Source organism: Pseudomonas sp., assembly GCF_049653025.1.
Lineage (GTDB): Bacteria > Pseudomonadota > Gammaproteobacteria > Pseudomonadales > Pseudomonadaceae > Aquipseudomonas.
The window spans coordinates 165,047-185,365 of sequence record NZ_JBASFM010000013.1 but is presented as its reverse complement, the minus strand read 5'-3'; the positions used below and the strand labels follow the sequence as shown (position 1 = coordinate 185,365).

Annotated in this window: 23 protein-coding genes; 10 read left to right on the top strand and 13 right to left on the bottom strand. The window is 62.3% G+C overall.

What is annotated here, in order from left to right; genetic code table 11:
- Nucleotides 1–23 precede the first annotated feature (23 nt).
- The 5 genes from WBK23_RS10955 to rplM all read right to left on the bottom strand — a co-directional run bounded on the left by WBK23_RS10955 (nt 24) and on the right by rplM (nt 3,715).
- On the bottom strand, nt 24–803 hold the full coding sequence (locus tag WBK23_RS10955; protein WP_424483991.1) for a cytochrome c1: 780 nt from the start codon (nt 801–803) through the stop codon (nt 24–26).
- Nucleotides 803–2,014: a cytochrome b gene (locus WBK23_RS10950; protein ID WP_424483990.1), complete on the bottom strand. Its 1,212-nt coding sequence runs from the start codon at nt 2,012–2,014 to the stop codon at nt 803–805. The genes WBK23_RS10955 and WBK23_RS10950 overlap by 1 nt, the downstream gene beginning before the upstream one ends.
- Nucleotides 2,014–2,607, bottom strand: a complete 594-nt coding sequence (gene petA, locus WBK23_RS10945; protein ID WP_424483989.1) for a ubiquinol-cytochrome c reductase iron-sulfur subunit — start codon at nt 2,605–2,607, stop codon at nt 2,014–2,016. The genes WBK23_RS10950 and petA overlap by 1 nt, the downstream gene beginning before the upstream one ends.
- Nucleotides 2,608–2,879: 272 nt before the next feature.
- Nucleotides 2,880–3,272 carry a 30S ribosomal protein S9 gene (rpsI, locus tag WBK23_RS10940; RefSeq protein ID WP_305621007.1) on the bottom strand — a complete coding sequence of 131 codons (393 nt, stop codon included), beginning with the start codon at nt 3,270–3,272 and terminating at the stop codon, nt 2,880–2,882.
- Between the two features lie 14 nt (nt 3,273–3,286).
- A complete protein-coding gene (gene rplM / locus WBK23_RS10935; protein WP_090249152.1) occupies nt 3,287–3,715 on the bottom strand; it encodes a 50S ribosomal protein L13 in 429 nt (142 codons plus the stop codon).
- 249 nt (nt 3,716–3,964) lie between these two features.
- On the opposite strand from rplM, the gene WBK23_RS10930 reads away from it, so the two are divergent.
- A complete protein-coding gene (locus WBK23_RS10930) occupies nt 3,965–5,002 on the top strand; it encodes an NADP(H)-dependent aldo-keto reductase (protein WP_424483988.1) in 1,038 nt (345 codons plus the stop codon).
- 47 nt (nt 5,003–5,049) lie between these two features.
- Here the strand turns inward: WBK23_RS10930 and WBK23_RS10925 are convergent, their stop codons facing one another.
- Nucleotides 5,050–6,186, bottom strand: a complete 1,137-nt coding sequence (locus WBK23_RS10925) for an acyl-CoA dehydrogenase family protein (protein WP_424483987.1) — start codon at nt 6,184–6,186, stop codon at nt 5,050–5,052.
- Between the two features lie 240 nt (nt 6,187–6,426).
- On the opposite strand from WBK23_RS10925, the gene WBK23_RS10920 reads away from it, so the two are divergent.
- Nucleotides 6,427–7,332, top strand: coding sequence for a GlxA family transcriptional regulator (locus WBK23_RS10920; RefSeq protein WP_424484030.1), 906 nt, complete (start codon nt 6,427–6,429; stop codon nt 7,330–7,332).
- 120 nt (nt 7,333–7,452) lie between these two features.
- Nucleotides 7,453–8,418 carry a hypothetical protein gene (locus WBK23_RS10915; RefSeq protein WP_424483986.1) on the top strand — a complete coding sequence of 322 codons (966 nt, stop codon included), beginning with the start codon at nt 7,453–7,455 and terminating at the stop codon, nt 8,416–8,418.
- Between the two features lie 62 nt (nt 8,419–8,480).
- Here WBK23_RS10915 and WBK23_RS10910 read toward each other — a convergent pair whose 3' ends face one another.
- The gene (locus WBK23_RS10910) at nt 8,481–9,107 is read right to left on the bottom strand and encodes a 3'-5' exonuclease (protein WP_424483985.1); all 627 of its coding nucleotides are present in this window, start codon (nt 9,105–9,107) and stop codon (nt 8,481–8,483) included.
- A 3-nt stretch (nt 9,108–9,110) separates the two neighbouring features.
- On the bottom strand, nt 9,111–9,590 hold the full coding sequence (locus WBK23_RS10905; RefSeq protein ID WP_108489414.1) for an NYN domain-containing protein: 480 nt from the start codon (nt 9,588–9,590) through the stop codon (nt 9,111–9,113).
- 90 nt (nt 9,591–9,680) lie between these two features.
- On the opposite strand from WBK23_RS10905, the gene WBK23_RS10900 reads away from it, so the two are divergent.
- The 3 genes from WBK23_RS10900 to WBK23_RS10890 are packed head-to-tail and all read left to right on the top strand — an operon-like array spanning nt 9,681 to nt 11,429.
- A complete protein-coding gene (locus tag WBK23_RS10900) occupies nt 9,681–10,265 on the top strand; it encodes a cysteine hydrolase family protein (RefSeq protein WP_424483984.1) in 585 nt (194 codons plus the stop codon).
- Between the two features lie 35 nt (nt 10,266–10,300).
- On the top strand, nt 10,301–10,963 hold the full coding sequence (locus WBK23_RS10895) for a hypothetical protein (RefSeq protein ID WP_424483983.1): 663 nt from the start codon (nt 10,301–10,303) through the stop codon (nt 10,961–10,963).
- Nucleotides 10,964–10,994: 31 nt separating this feature from the next.
- Nucleotides 10,995–11,429: a VOC family protein gene (locus WBK23_RS10890; protein ID WP_424483982.1), complete on the top strand. Its 435-nt coding sequence runs from the start codon at nt 10,995–10,997 to the stop codon at nt 11,427–11,429.
- 9 nt (nt 11,430–11,438) lie between these two features.
- Here the strand turns inward: WBK23_RS10890 and WBK23_RS10885 are convergent, their stop codons facing one another.
- Nucleotides 11,439–12,182 (bottom strand): substrate-binding periplasmic protein, encoded by a 744-nt coding sequence (locus WBK23_RS10885; protein ID WP_424483981.1) that lies wholly within the window; start codon nt 12,180–12,182, stop codon nt 11,439–11,441.
- Nucleotides 12,183–12,306: 124 nt separating this feature from the next.
- Entirely contained in the window at nt 12,307–12,549 is a 243-nt protein-coding gene (locus WBK23_RS10880) for a CDGSH iron-sulfur domain-containing protein (RefSeq protein WP_424483980.1), read from the bottom strand.
- A 112-nt stretch (nt 12,550–12,661) separates the two neighbouring features.
- On the opposite strand from WBK23_RS10880, the gene WBK23_RS10875 reads away from it, so the two are divergent.
- A complete protein-coding gene (locus WBK23_RS10875; protein WP_424483979.1) occupies nt 12,662–13,747 on the top strand; it encodes an endonuclease/exonuclease/phosphatase family protein in 1,086 nt (361 codons plus the stop codon).
- Nucleotides 13,748–13,855: 108 nt separating this feature from the next.
- Nucleotides 13,856–14,602, top strand: a complete 747-nt coding sequence (locus WBK23_RS10870) for a substrate-binding periplasmic protein (RefSeq protein ID WP_424483978.1) — start codon at nt 13,856–13,858, stop codon at nt 14,600–14,602.
- Between the two features lie 11 nt (nt 14,603–14,613).
- Here the strand turns inward: WBK23_RS10870 and hrpB are convergent, their stop codons facing one another.
- Entirely contained in the window at nt 14,614–17,136 is a 2,523-nt protein-coding gene (hrpB, locus tag WBK23_RS10865) for an ATP-dependent helicase HrpB (protein ID WP_424483977.1), read from the bottom strand.
- Between the two features lie 127 nt (nt 17,137–17,263).
- Between hrpB and WBK23_RS10860 the strand changes: the two genes are divergently transcribed.
- Nucleotides 17,264–17,683 (top strand): polyribonucleotide nucleotidyltransferase, encoded by a 420-nt coding sequence (locus tag WBK23_RS10860; RefSeq protein ID WP_424483976.1) that lies wholly within the window; start codon nt 17,264–17,266, stop codon nt 17,681–17,683.
- A gap of 7 nt (nt 17,684–17,690) precedes the next feature.
- Nucleotides 17,691–18,575 carry a cation diffusion facilitator family transporter gene (locus WBK23_RS10855; RefSeq protein WP_424483975.1) on the top strand — a complete coding sequence of 295 codons (885 nt, stop codon included), beginning with the start codon at nt 17,691–17,693 and terminating at the stop codon, nt 18,573–18,575.
- 43 nt (nt 18,576–18,618) lie between these two features.
- Here WBK23_RS10855 and WBK23_RS10850 read toward each other — a convergent pair whose 3' ends face one another.
- Both WBK23_RS10850 and WBK23_RS10845 read right to left on the bottom strand, forming a co-directional pair.
- Nucleotides 18,619–19,413, bottom strand: a complete 795-nt coding sequence (locus WBK23_RS10850; protein WP_424483974.1) for a 2-keto-4-pentenoate hydratase — start codon at nt 19,411–19,413, stop codon at nt 18,619–18,621.
- A complete protein-coding gene (locus WBK23_RS10845; RefSeq protein ID WP_424483973.1) occupies nt 19,410–20,306 on the bottom strand; it encodes a TauD/TfdA dioxygenase family protein in 897 nt (298 codons plus the stop codon). The genes WBK23_RS10850 and WBK23_RS10845 overlap by 4 nt, the downstream gene beginning before the upstream one ends.
- Between the last annotated feature and the right edge of the window lie 13 nt (nt 20,307–20,319).

The window sequence follows — 20,319 nt, the reverse complement described above, 5'->3', positions numbered from 1 at the left end:
GTCAACAGCGGAGATGCAACGGATTAATGCACGTCCTTCCAGTACTCGCGCTTGAGCAGATAGGCGAATACGAAGAAGAAGGCAAGATACAGCAGAACGTAGGTACCGATGCGCTGACTTTGCAATTTGACCGGATTGGCCGAGTACGCCAGGAAGGTCACCAGGTTCTGGATCTTCTCGTCGAACTCTTCCGTGCTCAGCGCGCCAGTCTTCGGCTCGATGGTCAGCTGATCACAGGCTTCGTGGGTGATCGGCGTGCCGGTCAGCGGATCGAACTGCTTCTTGCCGTCTTCAACCACCTGAACCTGCTTGCAACCGATGTACTGACGACCTTGCAGGCCCACCAGCACGTTCGGCATGCCGACGTTCGGGAACACCTTGTTGTTGGCACCTAACGGACGCGCGGTGTCTTCATAGAAGGTGCGCAGGTAGGTGTACAACCAGTCATTGCCACGTACACGAGCAACCAGGGTCAGGTCGGGCGGAGCCGCACCGAACCAGGTCTTGGCGTCAGCCGGCTTCATGCCGATTTTCATGTGCTCGCCGATTTTCGCACCACTGAACACCAGGTTCTTCAGCATGACGTCATGCGGAATGCCCAGGTCATCAGCGACACGCTCATAGCGCTGGTATTGAGCCGAGTGGCAGCCCATACAGTAGTTGGCGAAGGTACGCGCACCATCCTGCAGAGCCACTTTATCGGTCAGATCGATTTCCACCTTGTCCAGGTGATAGCCGGCACCGGAGCCCAATGCAAGGGCTGGGATGGCAGCAATAACGAGTGCAGCAAATAGCTTCTTCATCAGCCAGTCACCCTTTCCGGAACCGGTTTGGTCTTCTCGATTTTGGTATAGAACGGCATCAGGATGAAATACGCGAAGTACAGGAAGGTACACACCTGCGACAGCAGCGTACGACCTGGCGTTGGCGACAGCACGCCCAACACGCCCAGGATCACGAAGGACACGCAGAAGATCAGCAGCCAGACCTTGCTCATCCACCCCTTGTAGCGCATCGACTTGACCGGGCTACGGTCCAGCCACGGCAGCACGAACAGCACTGCGATAGCACCACCCATGGCGATTACGCCCATCAACTTGTCAGGAATTGCCCGCAGGATCGCGTAGAACGGGGTGAAGTACCAAACCGGGGCAATGTGCTCAGGCGTCTTGAACGGGTTCGCCGCTTCGAAGTTCGGCTTCTCGAGGAAATAGCCACCCATCTCCGGGAAGAAGAAGATCACGAAGCAGAAGATGAACAGGAACACCACCACACCGACGATGTCTTTCACCGTGTAGTACGGATGGAAGGCAATGCCGTCGATCGGGATACCGTTCTCGTCTTTGTTCTTCTTGATGTCGACGCCGTCGGGGTTGTTCGAACCGACTTCGTGCAGCGCCAGGATGTGCAGCACCACCAGGCCGAGAATAACGATCGGCAGAGCCACCACATGCAAGGCGAAGAAGCGGTTCAGGGTGATCCCGGAGATCAGGTAGTCACCACGAATCCACTGGGTCAGGTCCGCACCGATCACCGGGATGGCACCGAACAGCGAGATGATCACCTGGGCCCCCCAGTAGGACATCTGGCCCCACGGCAGCAGGTAACCCATGAAGGCTTCCGCCATCAGCATCAGGTAGATCAACATGCCGAAGATCCACACCAGCTCGCGCGGCTTCTGGTAGGAGCCGTAAAGCAGGCCACGGAACATGTGCAGGTAGACCACCACGAAGAACGCCGAAGCGCCGGTGGAGTGCAGGTAGCGCAGGATCCAGCCGTACTCCACGTCACGCATGATGTATTCGACGGAAGCGAACGCCTCTTCAGCCGAAGGTGTGTAGCTCATGGTCAGCCAGACGCCGGTGACGATCTGATTGACCAGCACCAGCAGCGCCAGCGAGCCGAAGAAGTAGAAGAAGTTGAAGTTCTTGGGTGCGTAGTACTTGGACAGATGGTCTTCCCACATCTTAGTCGCGGGGAAGCGTGCATCGACCCATTCCATGAATTTGCTCATCATGCTTTCTCCTGGTCCACACCGATGACGATCACATCATCCGACTCATACGTGTGCGGCGGCACCGGCAGGTTCATGGGCGCAGGCTGAGCCTTGTAGACGCGACCAGCGAGGTCATAGCGCGAACCGTGGCATGGGCAGAAGTAGCCTCCCACCCATTCGGCACCCAGATCAGCAGGAGCCACTTCCGGACGGAAGGACGGCGCGCAACCGAGGTGCGTGCACAGCCCGACCAGCAGCAGCAATTCCGGCTTGATCGAACGGGTCTTCGGATCGACATAGCTCGGCTGCTCGGACTTCTTGGAGTCGAAGTCAGCCAATTGGCCCTCGATCTTCACCAAGTTGCTGAGAATCTCCTCGGTACGGCGCACGATAAACACCGGCTGCCCTCGCCACTCAGCAACCATCTGCTGGCCCGGCTCAATCTTGCTGACGTTCACCTTAACGGGTGCTCCGGCAGCTTTAGCCTTGGCACTTGGGAACCAGGACCCCACGAACGGGACCGCGGCACCCACCGCTCCTGCAGCGCCCACCACAGAGGTGGCCGCTACCAGAAAGCGACGCCGGCCTGCATTCACGCCGTCATTGCTCATTCAGTCGTCTCCCATCAGCTTTATGGCCTGTTGGTCAGGCCTATACTAGGTAAAAATCGAGTCGCGCAAAAAATTTGCCAAATGGTAAAGAAAAGCCCCTTTACTGACAAGGTAATAACTGGACACAACATGGCTGAAAGCCTTGTCGGACGCGGCATTTACCAGTGCGGCAAGTTGTCGCAACCGCCATTTTCATCGATAAAAAGTGACGCCCATAAAAAACGCCCAGATCCGTAAGGAAACTGGGCGTTTTTGTGAACGCAGGTAGCGAATTAACGCTTGGAGTACTGCGGACGCTTACGCGCTTTACGCAGACCAACCTTCTTACGTTCAACTTCACGGGCATCGCGAGTCACGAAGCCAGCTTTACGCAGAGCAGGACGCAGAGCTTCGTCGTAGTCCATCAGTGCGCGAGTGATACCGTGGCGGATTGCACCAGCTTGACCACTTACACCACCACCGATAACGGTGATGTAGATATCGAACTTCTCGGTCATCTCAACCAGTTCCAGCGGCTGACGAACTACCATGCGGGCAGTTTCACGACCGAAGAAGGTGTCGAGAGTACGGTTGTTGATGGAGATCTTGCCAGTACCAGCACGCAGGAAAACGCGAGCGGTTGCAGTCTTGCGACGGCCAGTGCCGTAATTTTGAGTCGCCGACATAATGAACTATTCCGTTAAAACTTCAGTTCTTGGGGCTGCTGAGCAGTGTGGGGGTGAGCAGCGCCCGCATACACTTTCAGCTTACGATACATGTCGCGACCCAGCGGGTTCTTCGGCAGCATGCCTTTAACCGCGGTCTCGATCACGCGCTCAGGGGCTTTAGCGATCAACTTCTCGAAGTTGATCGACTTGATGCCGCCCGGGAAACCGGAGTGGGAGTAGTACATCTTGTCAGTGGTCTTGGCACCGGTAACGCGAATCTGCTCAGCGTTGATGATGACGATGTAGTCGCCGGTATCAACGTGCGGAGTGTATTCAGGCTTGTGCTTGCCACGCAGACGGCTTGCAACTTCGGTAGCCAGACGACCCAGGGTCTGACCTGCAGCGTCGACGACAAACCAGTCGCGCTTTACTGTTTCCGGTTTAGCAGTAAAAGTTTTCATTCTTTATAGCCTCAGGGGCCGCCCTGATAAATAAGACGGCGGATCTTACTGAATAGTGCGTACTTTGACAAGGTCAAAGGCAGCCGAAAACAGGCGCTATCGGGGGCTCGGGTCAGCGCGTCCGTAATACGGCAAGATTCTTCGGCAGGCGGCGCATCACTTCCACTGCAGAAAGAGGTGCGCAATTATGCAGATTGCGCGGAGAATTTCAACACGATTTTGCCAATCAGTTTTTTCAAGGAGCCTGCAATGGATTACCGCCAACTCGGCCGAACGGACCTGAAGGTCAGCGCCATCTGCCTGGGCAGCATGACCTGGGGCGAGCAGAACAGCGCCAGCGAAGGCATGGCCCAGATCGAACGGGCCAAAAACTACGGGGTAAATTTCCTCGATACTGCGGAAATGTACCCCGTACCGCCACGCGCCGAGACCTACAGCAAGACCGAGCAGATCATCGGCGATTACTTCAAGCAGCGCGGTGATCGCGCCGACTGGGTACTGGCCAGCAAGATCGCCGGCCCCGGCAATGGCATCGGCTATATCCGCGGCGGCCAGCTCAAACACAACCGCGAACACATAGTCGCCGCACTCGACGCCAGCCTAAAGCGCCTGCAGACCGACTGGATCGACCTGTACCAGTTGCACTGGCCGGAGCGCCCGACCAACTACTTCGGCCAGCTCGGCTATCGCCATCAGGACGGTGACTTCACGCCCCTGGAAGACACCCTGGAAGCCCTGAATGAGCAGGTCAAGGCCGGCAAGATTCGCCATATCGGCCTGTCCAACGAAACGCCCTGGGGTGCCATGAAGTTTCTCCAGCTGGCCGAGCAACGCGGCTGGCCGCGCAGCGTTTCCATTCAGAACCCCTACAACCTGCTCAACCGCAGCTTCGAGGTCGGCCTGGCGGAAATCGCCATGCGTGAAGACATTGGCCTGCTCGCATACTCGCCCCTGGCCTTCGGCATGCTCAGCGGTAAATACGCGAACGGCGCACGCCCGGCCAATGCACGGATCAGCCTGTTCAGCCGCTTTACCCGCTACACCAACCCACAATCCGAAGCGGCCTGCACACGTTACGTCGCCCTGGCACGTGAGCATGGCTTGGACCCGGCGCAGATGGCCCTGGCCTTCGTCACCGCGCAACCATTCGTCACCAGCAATATCATCGGCGCGACCAGCCTGGAACAGCTGGACAGCAACTTGGCCAGCGCCGAACTCACACTGAGCGCAGAAGTGCTGGCCGGCATCGAAGCCATCCACAAGAACCAACCCAACCCGGCCCCCTGAAATAGAAAAGCCCAGCAATTGCCGGGCTTTTTCATCTCAACGCCAGATCACAGCGAGCGGGCGATGATCTCTTTCATGATCTCGTTGGTACCGGCATAAATACGCTGCACCCGCGCATCGGCCCAGGCCCGCGCTACCGGGTATTCCCACATGTAGCCGTAGCCGCCGTGTAGCTGCACGCACTCATCCAGCACCTTGCACTGCAGATCGGTGCCCCAGTACTTGAGCATGGCCGCGGTTGGCACATCCAGCTTGCCCTCAAGATGCAGCTCTAGGCAGCGGTCGACAAACACGCGACCGATCTGAATCTCAGTGGCCATCTCAGCCAGCTTGAAGCGGGTGTTCTGGAAATCACCAATCGGCTTGCCGAATGCCTTGCGCTCGCGGGTGTACTCAAGCGTCCACTGCAGCGCCGCCTCGGCCGAGGACAACGCACCGATGCCGACGGTCAGGCGCTCCTGCGGCAGCTCCTGCATCAGGTAGGCGAAGCCCATGCCGGCCTGGCCCAACAGGTTTTCCTTGGGCACGCGCACATCCTGGAAGAACAGCTCGGAGGTGTCCTGAGCCTTCATGCCGACTTTTTCCAGGCGCTTGCCTTTGGAGAACCCCGGCGTATTAGCCTCGACTAGGAACAAGCTGGTGCCCTTGGCTCCGGCTTTCGGATCGGTCTTGGCCACCACGATTACCAAATCAGCCAGAAAACCGTTGGTAATAAAGGTCTTCGAGCCGTTGATCACATACTCATCACCATCCAGCACGGCGGTGGTTTTTACGCCCTGCAGATCGGAGCCCGCGCCAGGCTCGGTCATGGCGATGGCAGTGACCATCTCGCCAGACACCAGTTTGGGCAGGTAATGCTGCTTCTGCGCCTCGCTGCCGTAATGCAGGATGTAGGGCGCGACGATGTCCGAGTGCAGGGAGAAACCGATACCGGTCAGCCCCAGACGACCGACCTCCTCGATCACCACGGTGCTGTAGAGAAAATCCGCCGCCATGCCACCGTATTCTTCCGGGATGTGCGAACAAAGCATGCCGGCCTCGCCCGCCTTGTTCCACAGCGCGCGATCGATATGACCGTCCTTTTCCCACTGCTGATGGAAAGGCACGGCTTCCTGCTCAAGGAACTTGCGCACGCTGTCGCGAAACTGTTCGTGTTCGGAGCTGAAAATCGTTCTGGGGATCATGGCAACACCTACAAATATGGACGGTTTTAAACTGGCCTCGACTTTAGCCAAGCAAACGCTTGGTCACACTGGACACAAGCGCCAAAAAATAAGACGATCCAGCCAGCTCATGACCACTTAGCCTTAATAAGAACAATATATATGCCCACTCAGTCGCCAGCTCCTTTGCAGCGCGTCAGCATTCTCGCCACCGAAGGCGTGTTCGCCTCCACCCTGATGCAAGCCAAAGATTTCTTCCATATGGCCAGCCTGCGCTACGGCAAACAGCAAGGCCGCGGCCTGACTCCAACCTTCGAAATCCATCTGGTCAGCCCGGATGGGAAGCCGGTGCGCAGCTTCAGCGATGTGCTGATCCCGGTCGATGGCGCACTGGATGATGCTGACGTGATCATCCTGCCGGCCTTCTGGGACGACTTTGACGCACTGTGCCAACGCCACCCACAAGTGCTCAGCTGGCTGAAACAGCGCCACGCCGCCGGAAGCGCGATCTGCGGCGAAGCCACCGGGGTGTTCTGGATGGCCCAGGCCGGTCTGCTCGATGGCAAGGAAGCGACCACCTACTGGCGCTTCTTCAACGAGTTCGCCGAGCGTTTTCCCAAGGTGCTGCTCAATCAGGAAAAGCACCTGTCGGATGCCGACAACCTGTACTGCGCCGGCGGCACCACATCGGCCTGCGACCTCTACATCTACCTGATCGAACGCTTCTGCGGGGCCAGCGTGGCACAGGGCGTGGCCCGCGACATCCTCTATGAAGTGCAGCGTAACTACGCCCCCGGCCGCATCGGCTTTGGCGGGCAGAAGCTGCACCACGACCTGACCATCCTGCAGATCCAGCAATGGCTGGAGGATCACTTCGCCGACAAGTTTCGCTTCGAGGATGTCGCCCGCGAACACGGCATGAGCATCCGCAACTTTATGCGCCGGTTCCAGACCGCCACCGGCGACAAGCCGCTGCACTACCTGCAACGCCTGCGCATCGAAACCGCCAAGGGCCTGCTCAGCGCCACCCGCAAGAGCATCAAGACCATCAGCTACGAAGTCGGTTACGACGATGCCAGCTTCTTCGCCCGACTGTTCCGCCAGCACACGGAACTGTCACCCAACCAGTACCGCCGGCAGTTCCAGCACAAGGACAGCCATGCTTAAGGTCGGTGCGTAACACCGCGCGCCTGCCTACCCAAGCGCGCAACTCATCCTTGGATGGGTGGGCCGCCAGCGCCAGCGCTCTATGATCGGCGCACTGATAACAACAACAGGTTGACCGCCATGCGCCGCACTCTTCTTGCCTTACTCGCCGCTTGCAGCTTCAGCGCTGTCGCCGCCGACGACTGGAAACCCTTCCCCTACGATCAAAGCGCCTACGACTACAGCGGCGACAAACTGCGCCAGGCCTGGCCGCAGCTGACCCGTGGCTTCGGCACGGATTACCCGTTCCCGGACGCCGACTGGGTGCTGACCATGGCCACCACCTACCCCAAGGCCCTGGAGCTGACCGTTACCGGCAACACCGGCTTTACCGGCAAACCCGAGGAAGCCGAGCTGTACGCCGCCAAGTTGCAGGATGTATGGCGCCTGATGTTCCGCGGCGACTTTGCCGAGGCCAAGAAGCAGGGCCTGGCGCTGGGTGTGGGCGGGCAGATTCCGGCGATGTTCGCCCAGGTGGTCTACGCCATGTTCCTGGTGCCGAATCAGGAGGAAAAACACAAGCTTCTGGAAGAAGTGATCACCTACACCGAGCAGGCCGGCGAGCTGGTCAAGGCCGACACCGTGGCGCAATTTGGCAGCGTGTATGCCAAGGCGCGCCTGGGTGAAGAACTGTCGGTACCGGTGGTGCTGAAACGCGGCTACACCTCGCAGATCCCCGCCGAACTGAAGGTGCTGCTGGCCAAGCAGCCGCAGCAACCCTTCGCCCTCGCCCTGTACGGCGGTTATGAAGCCGGGGTGATCCGCAAGGTTGGCAAGGTGGTTGGGCGCATGACCTACGGCGTCAGCGCTGACAATATGGAGAAGTATTTCAGCCGCAGCTTCAAGGCCCAGGACAACCTGCCGATCGGCCACTACGAATATGCCAACGCCCTGACCTACGTGTACGGCGACGACGAACAGGCCAAGGCCCTGCAACACCTCAAGCGCGCCGTGGCGATCAAACCGATCAACGCCATGGAAGCCCTGGAAGTGGCCTACGCGCAGAAGATGCTCGCCCAGTACGAGCAGAAGCTGGCGCAGCACTGAGTCATACCCGCCATGAAAAAAGGCTGCCCATGGCAGCCTTTTTTCATGGCGGGGTTCGTTCGCTAGCTGAATGCGTGATCACGCACCTTCTGCAACGCCTGCGCCATCTTCGCCGCCGGCACCCGCTGCAGGCTGCATAGCAGCTCGTGGGAAACCTCGGCGATGCCATGTCGCTCACGCAACAGCGCCGCCATAAAACAGGTCAGGTTGGCGGCCATTTCCGCATCGGCCAGGGCCCGGTGCGCCTTGCCGGTATCGGGCAGGCCGACCCACTGATTGAGATTGCCCAGTTTGTGGCTGGGTGCCAGCGGCAGCAGTCGCCGCGCCAACAGCAAGGAACAGGCAAACGGCTGCACACGCTGGCGGCGAATCAGCGCCAGTTCGGCGTCCCAGAACTTCTGATCGAAACTGGCGTTATGCGCCAGCAGCGGTCGCGTGCCGACGAACTCCGCCACTTCCTGCATCACCTGCGCGGCCGGCGGTGCCGTGCGCAGCATGGCGTTGCTGATGCCCGTGAGCTGCTCGATAAACGGCGGCACCCAGGCCCCGCTGTTCATCAGGCTCTGGTAGCGCGCAACGATCTGCCCGTCCTCGACGATCACCACGCCGATTTCGGTGGCGCGGGCCTGCTGGGCCGGCGATAGGCCGGTGGTTTCAAAGTCGAGTACGGCGATGGAATCGGCAAGCATCGATCAGTTTCTCAACAGCAGTGCGCCGTCAATCGGCACATAACGACTGGCTGCACGCACCAGCGATTGCGCGGTCAGCCCCGGCACGCCATAGGCCACCGCCTCGACGCCATAACTGCCGCGGATCTTGTCCAGCAACAGATCGAAGTCGCCATCGCCGGACGCCAGCACCACTTCGTCGACACGCGGCGCGGCGTCCATGATGTCGATGGTAATGCCGACATCCCAATCGCCCTTGGCCGAGCCATCGCTGCGCTGGATAAATGGCTTGAGCTTCACGGTGAACCCCAGGTTGCGCAGGATCTGCTGAAACTGCTGCTGCTTCTGGTCACCGCGGTCGATGGCATAGGCGTACGCCTCGACGATCTGCCCATGCTGACTGATGTCGGCCCACAGCGCGGCGTAGTTGAAATGGCAACCATAGGCCTGACGCACGGTGTAATAGAGGTTCTGTACATCGGCGAATACGGCGATTTTCTTCACCGGTAATCCTCGTCGGGCGGCTGACGGGCAGAAAGCCCTCAGGTTAAAGTCAGCGCGCAGTATGCCAGCCAACAGCCAAGGACGGTCGAAATGCATCCACACCCTAGCGAGACGCCCGCGCTACTGATCATCGATATGCAGCAAGGCATCCAACGGGTTAGCACACCGCGCAACAACCCTGGAGCCGAAGCCTGCATCGCTCAGCTGCTGGAATACTGGCGCAGTGCAGGCCTGCCGCTGGTGCATATCCGCCATATTTCACGCCAGGCCGACTCGGTGTTTGCACCGGGACAGAGTGGCGCACTGTTCCAACCGGCACTCGCACCACGGGATAGCGAGCAGGTATTCGAGAAGAACGTGACCGACGCGTTCACCCATAGCGGCCTGGAGCGCTGGCTACATGCGCGAGGGATTCGCCAGGTGGTGATCGTTGGCGTGGCCAGCGAAAACTCAGTCGAGGCGACAGCACGCAGCGCTAGCAACCTGGGTTTTGTCACCCAGGTTGTTGCCGACGCCTGCTACACCTTCGGCAAAACCGACTATTCCGGTCGCCAACGCAGTGCTGAAGAAGTGCATGACATGGCGCTGGCCAACCTGCGCGACGAATATGCCGATGTCGTGCAAAGCCAGGAGCTACTCCAGTCGCTATTGGGAGGCGCTACGAGGATCAGCTAGAGTAGTCACCCGCCCTTAAAACACGATCCCCGCACATGAATGTGCTCTCGGTATTACGCGACTCCTGGTACTTCTTTAGCCACAACCTGGCGGCGATTGCCCGCCTGTGCCTGCCGTTGATCGTGCTCGAAGGTTTGCTGCTGCAACAGGTCGACAGCCTGGTTACGGGCGAATCGGCAACGATCTGGCGGCTGCTGGCCGGCCTGTTGTTCTACCCGCTGTACAGCGCCGCGCTGATTCTGTTTCTCGATGCGCGCAGCAATGGCGGAACACCACGGGCGCGTGACCTGCTGGCTGCCAGCCTGCGCCTGTGGCCAAGCTTCGCCCTGTTGGCGGGGCTAACTACCGTGGCGATTCTGCTGGGGGCTTCGTTACTGGTGCTGCCGGGGCTTTGGCTGATGGTCAAGCTGGCGTTTGCCGAGTACCTGCTGGTGTTGCGCGGCCTGCAGCCGTTACAGGCGCTGCAGACCAGCTTCAGGCTGAGCAACGGTTATTTCTGGCCGATGCTGGCGTGCATCCTGGGCATCATGCTGCCGCTCTGGCTGCTCGACGGCTGGGGCCAGAACACCCCGAGCATTGCCGACGACCCACTGGCCAGCCTGCTGCTGGACTGCACAAGTCGCTTTCTCCAACTATTCTCAACTGTCGTGTTATTTCGCTTATTTATGCTGCGCAGCACCCAGCCCGTAGTCGAGTGACAACCCGCTACAACCCAAGGAGGACGGCCCCATGGCTGACGCCAACCCCAGCATCCTGTCGCATATCTCCATCGGCACCAATCAGTTCGACCAGGCCACGGCCTTCTACGATCAGGTGCTCGCCACCCTCGGCTGCACGCGCGTACTGGCCCACCCGGGCGCGGTTGCCTACGGCCGCGAATACCCGGAGTTCTGGGTACAAACGCCGATCAACGGCAAACCGGCGAGCATCGGTAACGGCAGCCATTTCGGCTTTGTCGCGTCGAACAAGGCCGCCGTACATGACTTCTATCAGGCCGCCCTCGAGGCCGGCGCCAAAGACGAAGGGGCACCAGGCCCGCGTGCCGAATACGGCGAACCCTATTACGGCTGCTTTGTTCGCGACCTCGACGGGCACAAGATAGAAGCGGCGTTCTGGGACCCGGAGATGGTCTACGAACTCTATACCGAGCCGCACGAGCATTAAGAAAGAGGCCTAGGGCTGGGCAGACTGATAGCGCCGCGCCGCGTTGGCTACCCAGCCCTCATGGCGCATTTGCTCCAGCGCCTCAGCGACCTTCTGGTATTCGGCGGTTAAGCCACGCTCGCGGGAAAAGCCGATATACAGATCGGTGTGCGCCTGCGGCTCAAATGCCGCCTTGACGATACGGCCACTCCAGCGCGGGTCACGCAGCTCGTAATCAACCTGGCAGTCGGTGCCGATCACCGCTTGCAGGCGACCCCGCACCAGCATCTCCAGCAGCTGAGTCTCGTTATTCACCGCGCTCTTGCGCAACTGCTGATCCGAGTCGAACGGCTCGAAATAGGCCGATTCCAGCACATAGCCAATCGTCAGTCCGGCCAACTCGGCGTAGTTGCGCAACGCGGCCGCCTGCGTAGGCTTCGCGTAGAAGCGTGGCGCACAGGCGTAGTAAGGCTGCGGTAGATAATCGATATAGCCTTCGCGCTCCGGGGTTTTTGCCAGGCCGGTCATCAGGTCGGCTTTGCCTTGCTGCAAGGCGGCCAGGCCACGGGCCCAGGGCGCACGCTGCACCTCGAAGCGCAATCCGGTGCGCTCGCTCAGCTGGTTCAGCAGATCGATATCCAGCCCATGCAGCGCGCCGTCTGCGCCTTGCATGCGAAACGGTGGCCAGACATCGGTCATCACCAACAACGCTGCCGGCTCGGCGGCCTTGAGTGGGGCGCTGAGCAGCAACAGCCCGAGCCAGAACACGCGCATCAGAACCACTCCAGATCGGCGGCGCAGAGCAGAGCAAGGCCGAGCACCACCCGGCGCTCAGCTGCCCTGTTTGCGAATACCTTGCGGCGCATAACGATCCCCAGTACGGCTTATGGCAAAGCGACTATTGCAACTGCTTATGGCTGCCATCGCAACAGGGCGGCGTGTGGCTGTGCTTGCAGCCGCAGAAGTACAGGGTCGCGTCCTCTTCGGCGTGGTATTTCAGCGGCACGATGCCACTGCCTTTGTGCTTACCATCGCAGAACGGCTGGGTCGCGCTACGGCCGCAGCGGCACCAGAAGTAATCCTCACCAGCCTTGACCGCAACCGGGTAAGGGCCGCGTTGGGCAATCACCACAGCGTCCATCCACCACCTCCTGAAGCGCCCGCCGCACGCGATGGAGCATCGGCACCGGCGAGCTTCTCCGGTATGCTCGATCACCTCAGCATAGCCCACCCCCCAACGACCCGATCCGCCCATGCCCCGTATCCTGCGCACACTCCTGCTTAGCGCCTGCTGCCTGCTCGGCGTACTGGCCGCACTGGTGTACACCCTGACCTGGCACCCTGGTGCCCGGGAAAGCGCGCCCGTGAGTTGTCCGGCCAGCGCGCCCATGCTGCAACCGGGGCAAGCGCTCAAGGTGATGACCTGGAACGTGCAGTACCTGGCGGGCAAGCGCTACGTGTTCTGGTACGACCTGGCCGATGGCAGTGGCCCGGACCTGCGCCCCAGCAGCGAGGACCTGGCCTTCAGCCTGGATGAAGTGGTGTGCATCATGCGCGACGAACAACCGGATATCGTGCTGCTGCAGGAACTGCACAACGGTGCCAGGGCCAGCGACTACCAGAACCAGCTGGCGCTGCTGCAGGAGCGCCTGAGCGACCTCTACCCCTGCAGCAGCCAGGCCTTCTACTGGAAAGCCGCCTTCGTGCCACACCCGAAGATTCTCGGCAGTGTCGGCATGCAACTGGGCACCCTCAGCCGCTACCAGATCGCCCGCGCCGAACGCCTGCAATTGCCACTGATGCCCAGCGATTGGCTCAGCCGACAGTTCAACTTCAAACGCGCCCTGCTGGTCAGCTACCTGCCGCTGCGCGGTGGCGGCCAGTTGGCGGCGATCAACACCCACCTCGATGCCTTCGCCCAGGGCGATGACACCCTGCAACAGCAAGTGGCCATGACCAGCAGCCTGCTCGACCAACTGCAAGCCGACGGCACGCCCTGGCTGCTCGGTGGCGACTTCAATCTGCTGCCGCCCGGCCAGTACCAACACCTATCCCCGACGCAGCGCAGCTGGTATGCCGAAACCAGCGAGCTGCAAGCGCTGGCCGAGCGCTACCCGATGATCCCCAGCCTGCAACAGGCAGGCGGTGTCGAGCAGGCCAAGTGGTACACCTATTACCCCAACGACCGCAGCGTCAAAAGCGCCGACCGCACCCTCGACTACCTGTTCCACAGCCCGCAGCTGACGCGGATCGACGCCCAGGTCAGGCAGCACGACACCCAGGGTATTTCCGACCACCTGCCCGTGCTCGCCCGCCTGCTCCTGCCCGCGCTGGACTAAGCTTGGCAGCAATGCCACTGGACAAAGCAGCTGGCAACTGGCCATGCTCCGCCATGTGACAGTTTTATAACGAAAAGACGGCAGATAGCCGCAGTACGTACCTATTTGATGCCACGATTCCTCTGCCTAGCACTGGCCGCCGTCCTGCACTGCGCTGCCAGCCACGCCGCGACTGCCGCCAATGACCCACAGCCGTTGGTGCATGTGGGTTATTACGAATTCCCGCCCTATTCCTACACCGACAAACGCGGGCAACCGCGTGGGGCCATCCTCAACCTGAGCCGCCGCCTGCTCGAACACGCCGGCTACCGCGCCGAACTGCGCTCCTACCCCAGTGCACGCCTGTACAACGGCCTGCAGGATGGCAGCGTACAGCTCTGGCCCGGCGCGCCCGGCAAGGCCGATTTACGCGAACACACCCTGGAAGCCCGCACATCGCTGGGCGAGATCGTGCTGAACCTGTATTTCCGCCGTGACACCCTGCTGCCGCGCCTGCCGGAAGACCTGAAGAACCGCGGCATGATCCTGATCACCGGCTACAGCTACTGGCAGCCGATCCGCGAGCTGCTCGACGATCCGCAACTGGGCATCCAGCAGCACCGTACCGCCACCCACACCGCGGCGCTGGAAATGCTCCAACGCAAGCGCGGCGATTTCCTGCTCGACTACCAAACGCCGGTGGAGCAAGCGCGCCGCCGCCTGGGCATGGCCGAGCTGCCCTTTGTGCAGCTGCAGCGCATTCCGTTGAAGTTCATCGTCTCCAGCCATGCGCCAGGGGCCGAGAAACTGCGCGACGACCTCGACCGCGCCTATCAGGAATTGCAAGCCACCGGCGTGGACTTGAGCCTGCCTTGACGGGGCGCGGCCTATTTGCGCGGCTTGGCCCGCGCAGTGGGCTCGGCGATCAGCGGGTCATCCGGCCAGTAGTGCTTGGGGTAGCGGCCTTTCAGGTCCTTCTTCACCTCGGCGTAGGTATTGGCCCAGAAGCTGGCCAGGTCCTGGGTCACCTGCACCGGGCGACGCGCCGGCGACAGCAGGTGCAGCTTGACTCCCTGGCGGCCGCCGGCAATGCGCGGGGTGGCGGCCAGGCCGAACAACTCCTGCAAACGCACCGCCAGCACCGGCGGCTGCTCGCTGTAATCCAGGCTGATGCGCGAACCGGACGGTACCTGCAGGCTGCGCGGGGCCAACTCGTCCAGGCGCTGCGGCAACGGCCAGGGCAACAGATTCTGCAGCAGGCCATTCAAATCCAGATTAGCGAAATGACTGAGCCGGGTGACGCTGGCCAGATAAGGCTGCAGCCACTGCTCCAGGCTGGCCAGCAAGGCCGCATCACTGACATCCGGCCATTCGCTCGCGCCCTTGGCGGCCAGGTCCAGTTCGCGCAGCAGTGCAACCCGCGCCTGCCACTGACGCGTTTCCGGGCTCCACGGTAGCAGCGCCAGGCCCTTGCGCCGCACCAGGCCGAGCAAGGCGCGGCTGCGTTGCTGCTCAGTCAGGCCGCTGAGGGCTTCACGCGCCAGCACCAATTCGCCAACCTTGCGCTGACGCTCGGCACGCAGCGCGCCCTCACGCTCGTCCCAATCCAGCACCTCCAGGCTGCTGACCTGCTCGGCCAGCACGCCGTCGAACAATGCCGGGGCGAGATCGGCGGCCAGGTAAATGCGTTCCTCGCGCTGGCCCTGGCGGCTACCGAGATCGGCCACCACCAACCAGGGGTGTTTCATCAAGGCATCGGCCTCGGCGAACAGCGCCGCGCGGCCATTGGCCAGGCGATATTCCGCGCCGCCTTCACGGCGCTGCTGGGCGATCCGGTCCGGGTAGGCGAAGGCCAGCAGCGCGCCCAACCAGCGGCCATGCTGCGGGTCGGCCACCGGGGTCGAAACCGTACGGCGCTTGAGGTAGCCCTGAAACTGCCGCGCCAGTTGCCTTGCGCGCTGCACCCCGCCCTGGGCACCGCGGGCGGCGCGCGTCTCGCCAGCAAGCAAGGCCAAACGGCTGTGCAGATCCGCCCCTGCGCCGCGCAGGATGTCGCGCTCACCGAGCAACGCGGCTAGGTCGCAGGCCAGTTCACCCAGCCCCAGCTCGTGGCCGCGTAACAGCAAATGCGCGATACGCGGATGAGTCGGCAGCTCGGCCATCGCCTGACCATGCGCCGTCAGCGTGCCCTGGGCATCCAGCGCGCCGAGACGTGCGAGCAGCTCCAGCGCCTGGGCGTAAGCCGCGGCCGGCGGCGGATCGAGCCACACCAATTCATCCGGGGTTACCCCCCAACGCACCAGCTGCAAGGCCAGCCCGGCCAGGTCGGCCTGGAGCATCTCCGCCGTGCCGTAGGCCGCCAGCTGCTCATGCTGCGCCTGCGACCACAGCCGGTAACAGGCACCGGGCTGCAAACGCCCGGCGCGGCCGGCGCGCTGGGTGGCCGAGGCGCGTGAAATACGCTGGGTATCCAGGCGAGTCATGCCGCTGTTCGGATCAAACCGCGGCACCCGCGCCAGGCCGGTATCGACCACCACGCGCACGCCATCGATGGTCAGGCTGGTCTCGGCGATATTGGTCGCCAACACCACCTTGCGCAACCCCGCCGGAGCCGGCTCGATGGCTGCACGCTGGGCGCTGAGGTCGAGTTCGCCATGCAGCGGGCAGAGCAGGATGTCGCCGCGCCCGTTCAGAGCCTCACTCAGCTGTTCATTGACCCGACGGATCTCCGCTTGCCCCGGCAGAAATACCAGCAGGCTGCCCGGTTCATCATCCAGGGCCTGCAACACCGTCTGCACCACCCGCGGTTCCAGCCATTCGCCCTGCTGAAACGGCGCACCCCAGCGCTGCTCCACCGGGAACATGCGGCCCTCACTGCGCAGCACCGGCGCGTCATCGAGCAAGGCGGCCAGGCGCTCGCCTTGCAGGGTCGCAGACATCAGCAGCACCTTAAGTGGCGCGTCTTCACGAAATAGCGCCCGGCCATTTAGGCACAGGGCCAGGGCCAGGTCGGCGTCCAAGCTGCGCTCGTGGAATTCGTCGAAGATCACCAGGCCGACGCCTTCCAGCGCCGGGTCGTCCTGCAGGCGACGGGCGAGGATGCCCTCGGTGACCACCTCGATGCGGGTGCGCGGGCCGACCTTGCTGTCCAGGCGAATGCGATAACCGACGGTTTCCCCCACCGCCTCGCCCAGCTCAGAGGCCAAGCGCTCGGCCGCTGCACGCGCGGCCAGCCGACGCGGCTCAAGCATGATGATGCTCTGCCCGGCCAGCCACGGCTGCGTGAGCAAGGCCAGCGGCACGCGGGTGGTCTTGCCGGCACCGGGCGGCGCTTCGAGCACCGCCTCGTCGCGCAGGGCAAGGGCCTGACAGAGATCAGGTAGCAACACATCGATTGGCAGGGAATTCATGCGGGCTCCATTCAAGGGGCACGATTATAGCGGCGAACCCGGCCGGCTTTTACGCTGTCTGAGGTGAGCGCAGCGGTATTGCAATGACAGGATTGGTATAGTTGCGCCACTTTTTAGGAGATGCTCAATGCGTACACACAACCGCGTTATCGGCGGCATCCTCGCCGCCGCCCTGCTCACCCAGCTGACCGCCTGCGGCACCCTGTTCTTCCCGGATCGCCGTGGCCAGATCGAAGGCCGCATCGACCCCGTGGTGGCTGGGCTCAACGCCATCGGCATTCTCTTCTATGTACTGCCCGGGCTGATCGCCTTCGGCATCGACTTCGCCACCGGCGCGATCTACCTGCCCGACGGCCAGACCGCCCAGGTCGACCCACAGGACCTCAAGCAGGTGGTGGATGCCGACGGCAATATCGACCCGGCCAAACTCAAAGCCCTGATCGAAGTACAGACCGGCCACAGCCTGCCGCTCGACGATCCGCGCCTGATCCGCCACAGCGGTAACGTCGAACAACTGGCCGCCTACGGCTTGCGCCCAGCGGCGTAACACCGCCATGACCACCCTGCCCCAGCACGCGCGGCTGATGCGCCTGGCCACGGTCGCCGCACTCGCGGTGGCCCTGAGCCTGGTGCTGGCCAAGGCCATCGCCTGGTGGCTGAGCGGTTCGGTCAGCCTACTGGCCGGGCTCACCGACTCGCTGCTCGACAGCGCCGCCTCGCTGCTCAACCTGATCGCCGTGCACTACGCCCTGCGCCCCGCCGATGACGACCACCGCTACGGACACGGCAAGGCGGAGGCCCTGGCGGGTCTCGGCCAGGCGCTGTTTATCGGGGCCAGCGCGCTGCTGGTCGGCAGCCATGCCATCGAGCGCCTGCATAACCCGCAGGCACTGGGCGCGCCAGCCCTGGGCATCGCGGTGATGCTGCTGTCACTGGCTGCGACCATCGCCCTGCTGCTGTTCCAGCGCCATGTGGTCAGGCTCACCGGCTCCACCGCGATCCGCGCCGACTCGCTGCATTATCGCTCCGACCTGCTGCTCAACAGCGGCATCCTTCTCGCGCTGCTGCTGGCCAGCTATGGCTGGCTACAGCTGGATGCGATCTTCGGCATCGGCATTGCCCTGTATATCTTCTGGAGTGCGATCAGCATCGTGCGCGAAGCGGTGTCGGTGTTGATGGATGAGGAACTGGCACCGGATGTCAGCGAACGCATGCATGCACTGGCCTGCGCGGTGCCCGGGGTACTCGGTGCCCACGACCTGCGCACGCGGGTTTCCGGCACTCACTGGTTCGTCCAGTTGCACCTGGAACTGCCCGGCGAGCTACCGCTATCAGCCGCGCACAGTCTCTGTGATCAGGTGGAACGAGCGATCCAGGCGGAATTCCCGCGGGCCGAGGTGCTAGTACACGCCGACCCGATCGAGGTGGTAAAACGCTAGGCCACAGCGGCCCAGCGTCACAGGCGTTTCGCTCAATGCCCAATCAACTGAACGCGCAGTTCACCTCACCTAATCCCGTAACCTGAAAGCGCAACTGATCGCCAGCAGCGACTGCCGCAATCGGTGCCAGTGCCCCGGTCAGCAGCACATCGCCGGCGCGCAGCGGCTGGCCGAGCGCGGCCATCTTGCGCACCAGCCACAGCGCCGTGCTCAGCACGTCGTCCAGCACGATGGGCACATTCGCCCGTAGCGGCTGGCCATTGCTCAGCAAGGTGCCGGTCAGCGTCTGCCCGTCGAGCTGCGCCAGCGACACCGGCCGATCGCCCAGCACATAGAAGCCTGAGGACAGGTTGTCGGCGACCGCATCGAGCAGGGTCAACTGCCAACCGCTGATGGCCGAGTCGTTGATTTCCAGCGCCGGCACCACCCCGGCGATGCTGGCCAGCAGCTGCTCGCGGCTGATCTCGCCAGCCGGCAAATCCGCACTCAGCAGCAGGGCGATCTCGATCTCGACCTTCGGTTGCAGCATGCGCTCCCAGGCGATGGTTTCGCCCGAGCGGCAGGCGGTATCGGCAAACAGCCAGCCGTACAGCGGCTCCTCGACCTTGAGCGCTGCGCGCAGCGTCGCCGAAGTCAGCCCGGCCTTGGCCCCGCTCAAGTGGCGGCCCTGGGCCAGGGCGTGCTGCACGCCGGCGGCCTGCACCTGGTAGGCCTCATCCAGGCTGGCCAGGGTAAAGCTCTCGCTGACCCGTGGTCCGGGCTGACGCTGAGCACGGGCGTTGGCCAGGCTATTGGCGGCGTCCAGCAGGCGTGTATCGGTAGTGGTTGACTGGCTCATCGGCTTGGCACCTCGCCGACCACGGTGGTACGGAACATTTCGCGGCGCATGCCATGGTAGTCGGCCACCGGCAGATGCCAGGTGCTGCGATTGTCCCAGATCGCCAGGGTGCCCTGGCGCCAACGCATGCGGCAGGTGAAGGCCTCGGTGGTGGCCAGCTTGAAGAGGTAGTCGAGCAGCGGCCGCGCCTCGTCCGGGCGCAAACCGCGGATGCCGGTGGTGTAGGCCGGGTTGATAAACAGCACCTTCTTGCCGGTTTCCGGATGGCGGGTCACCAGCGGGTGGCTGCGCGTTTCCGCCGAGGTATCGCTGCCATAACGGATCGCCATGTTTTCCAGCAGCGCGTTGTGGTTGGCGTTGACCCCATAGGCCATTTCCGGGCTGTGCACCGCGTCGAGGCTTTCCAGCAGCTTTTTCATCCCCGGCGACAGCCATTCGTAGGCCAGCGCCAGGTTGGCGAAGCAGGTATCGCCGCCGAAGGGCGGGATGTCATGGCCATAGAGCAAAGTGAACGCCGGCGGGCGCTCCTGAAAGGTCCAGTCGGTGTGCCAGGCACCACCGAACACGAACGGGGTCTTCTCCGTGGCTTCCTTGACCACGTGCACCACATGGGGATGGTCGTCCATGCAGGTCACGTAAGGCTCGCGGCCGAATTCGCCGAGGTGCTGGGTGACCCGTTCCAGGTCGCTGATGCTGAGAGCCTGGTCGCGGATAAAGATCACCTTGTGCACCAGCAGCGCCTGGCGCAGCTCGGCAAAGCCCTCGTCGCTCAGGCGGGTCAGGTCGAGGTCTTCGACGTCCGCACCGATGGCCCCGGTGGTCGGGGTCACGCGCATATGGCTGTAGCTGGCGGCACGGTTCTGGCTGGGCAGGCAGTAGATAAACTCGCTCATGGCTCGCACTCAT

Excerpts from the sequence above, each read along its gene's own strand:
- WBK23_RS10955 (WP_424483991.1), bottom strand. The coding sequence starts at position 803 with ATGAAGAAGCTATTTGCTGCACTCGTTATTGCTGCCATCCCAGCCCTT.
- WBK23_RS10950 (WP_424483990.1), bottom strand. The coding sequence starts at position 2,014 with ATGAGCAAATTCATGGAATGGGTCGATGCACGCTTCCCCGCGACTAAG.
- petA (WP_424483989.1), bottom strand. The coding sequence starts at position 2,607 with ATGAGCAATGACGGCGTGAATGCAGGCCGGCGTCGCTTTCTGGTAGCG.
- rpsI (WP_305621007.1), bottom strand. The coding sequence starts at position 3,272 with ATGTCGGCGACTCAAAATTACGGCACTGGCCGTCGCAAGACTGCAACC.
- rplM (WP_090249152.1), bottom strand. The coding sequence starts at position 3,715 with ATGAAAACTTTTACTGCTAAACCGGAAACAGTAAAGCGCGACTGGTTT.
- WBK23_RS10930 (WP_424483988.1), top strand. The coding sequence starts at position 3,965 with ATGGATTACCGCCAACTCGGCCGAACGGACCTGAAGGTCAGCGCCATC.
- WBK23_RS10925 (WP_424483987.1), bottom strand. The coding sequence starts at position 6,186 with ATGATCCCCAGAACGATTTTCAGCTCCGAACACGAACAGTTTCGCGAC.
- WBK23_RS10920 (WP_424484030.1), top strand. The coding sequence starts at position 6,427 with ATGGCCAGCCTGCGCTACGGCAAACAGCAAGGCCGCGGCCTGACTCCA.
- WBK23_RS10915 (WP_424483986.1), top strand. The coding sequence starts at position 7,453 with ATGCGCCGCACTCTTCTTGCCTTACTCGCCGCTTGCAGCTTCAGCGCT.
- WBK23_RS10910 (WP_424483985.1), bottom strand. The coding sequence starts at position 9,107 with ATGCTTGCCGATTCCATCGCCGTACTCGACTTTGAAACCACCGGCCTA.
- WBK23_RS10900 (WP_424483984.1), top strand. The coding sequence starts at position 9,681 with ATGCATCCACACCCTAGCGAGACGCCCGCGCTACTGATCATCGATATG.
- WBK23_RS10895 (WP_424483983.1), top strand. The coding sequence starts at position 10,301 with ATGAATGTGCTCTCGGTATTACGCGACTCCTGGTACTTCTTTAGCCAC.
- WBK23_RS10890 (WP_424483982.1), top strand. The coding sequence starts at position 10,995 with ATGGCTGACGCCAACCCCAGCATCCTGTCGCATATCTCCATCGGCACC.
- WBK23_RS10885 (WP_424483981.1), bottom strand. The coding sequence starts at position 12,182 with ATGCGCGTGTTCTGGCTCGGGCTGTTGCTGCTCAGCGCCCCACTCAAG.
- WBK23_RS10880 (WP_424483980.1), bottom strand. The coding sequence starts at position 12,549 with ATGGACGCTGTGGTGATTGCCCAACGCGGCCCTTACCCGGTTGCGGTC.
- WBK23_RS10875 (WP_424483979.1), top strand. The coding sequence starts at position 12,662 with ATGCCCCGTATCCTGCGCACACTCCTGCTTAGCGCCTGCTGCCTGCTC.
- WBK23_RS10870 (WP_424483978.1), top strand. The coding sequence starts at position 13,856 with ATGCCACGATTCCTCTGCCTAGCACTGGCCGCCGTCCTGCACTGCGCT.
- hrpB (WP_424483977.1), bottom strand. The coding sequence starts at position 17,136 with ATGAATTCCCTGCCAATCGATGTGTTGCTACCTGATCTCTGTCAGGCC.
- WBK23_RS10860 (WP_424483976.1), top strand. The coding sequence starts at position 17,264 with ATGCGTACACACAACCGCGTTATCGGCGGCATCCTCGCCGCCGCCCTG.
- WBK23_RS10855 (WP_424483975.1), top strand. The coding sequence starts at position 17,691 with ATGACCACCCTGCCCCAGCACGCGCGGCTGATGCGCCTGGCCACGGTC.
- WBK23_RS10850 (WP_424483974.1), bottom strand. The coding sequence starts at position 19,413 with ATGAGCCAGTCAACCACTACCGATACACGCCTGCTGGACGCCGCCAAT.
- WBK23_RS10845 (WP_424483973.1), bottom strand. The coding sequence starts at position 20,306 with ATGAGCGAGTTTATCTACTGCCTGCCCAGCCAGAACCGTGCCGCCAGC.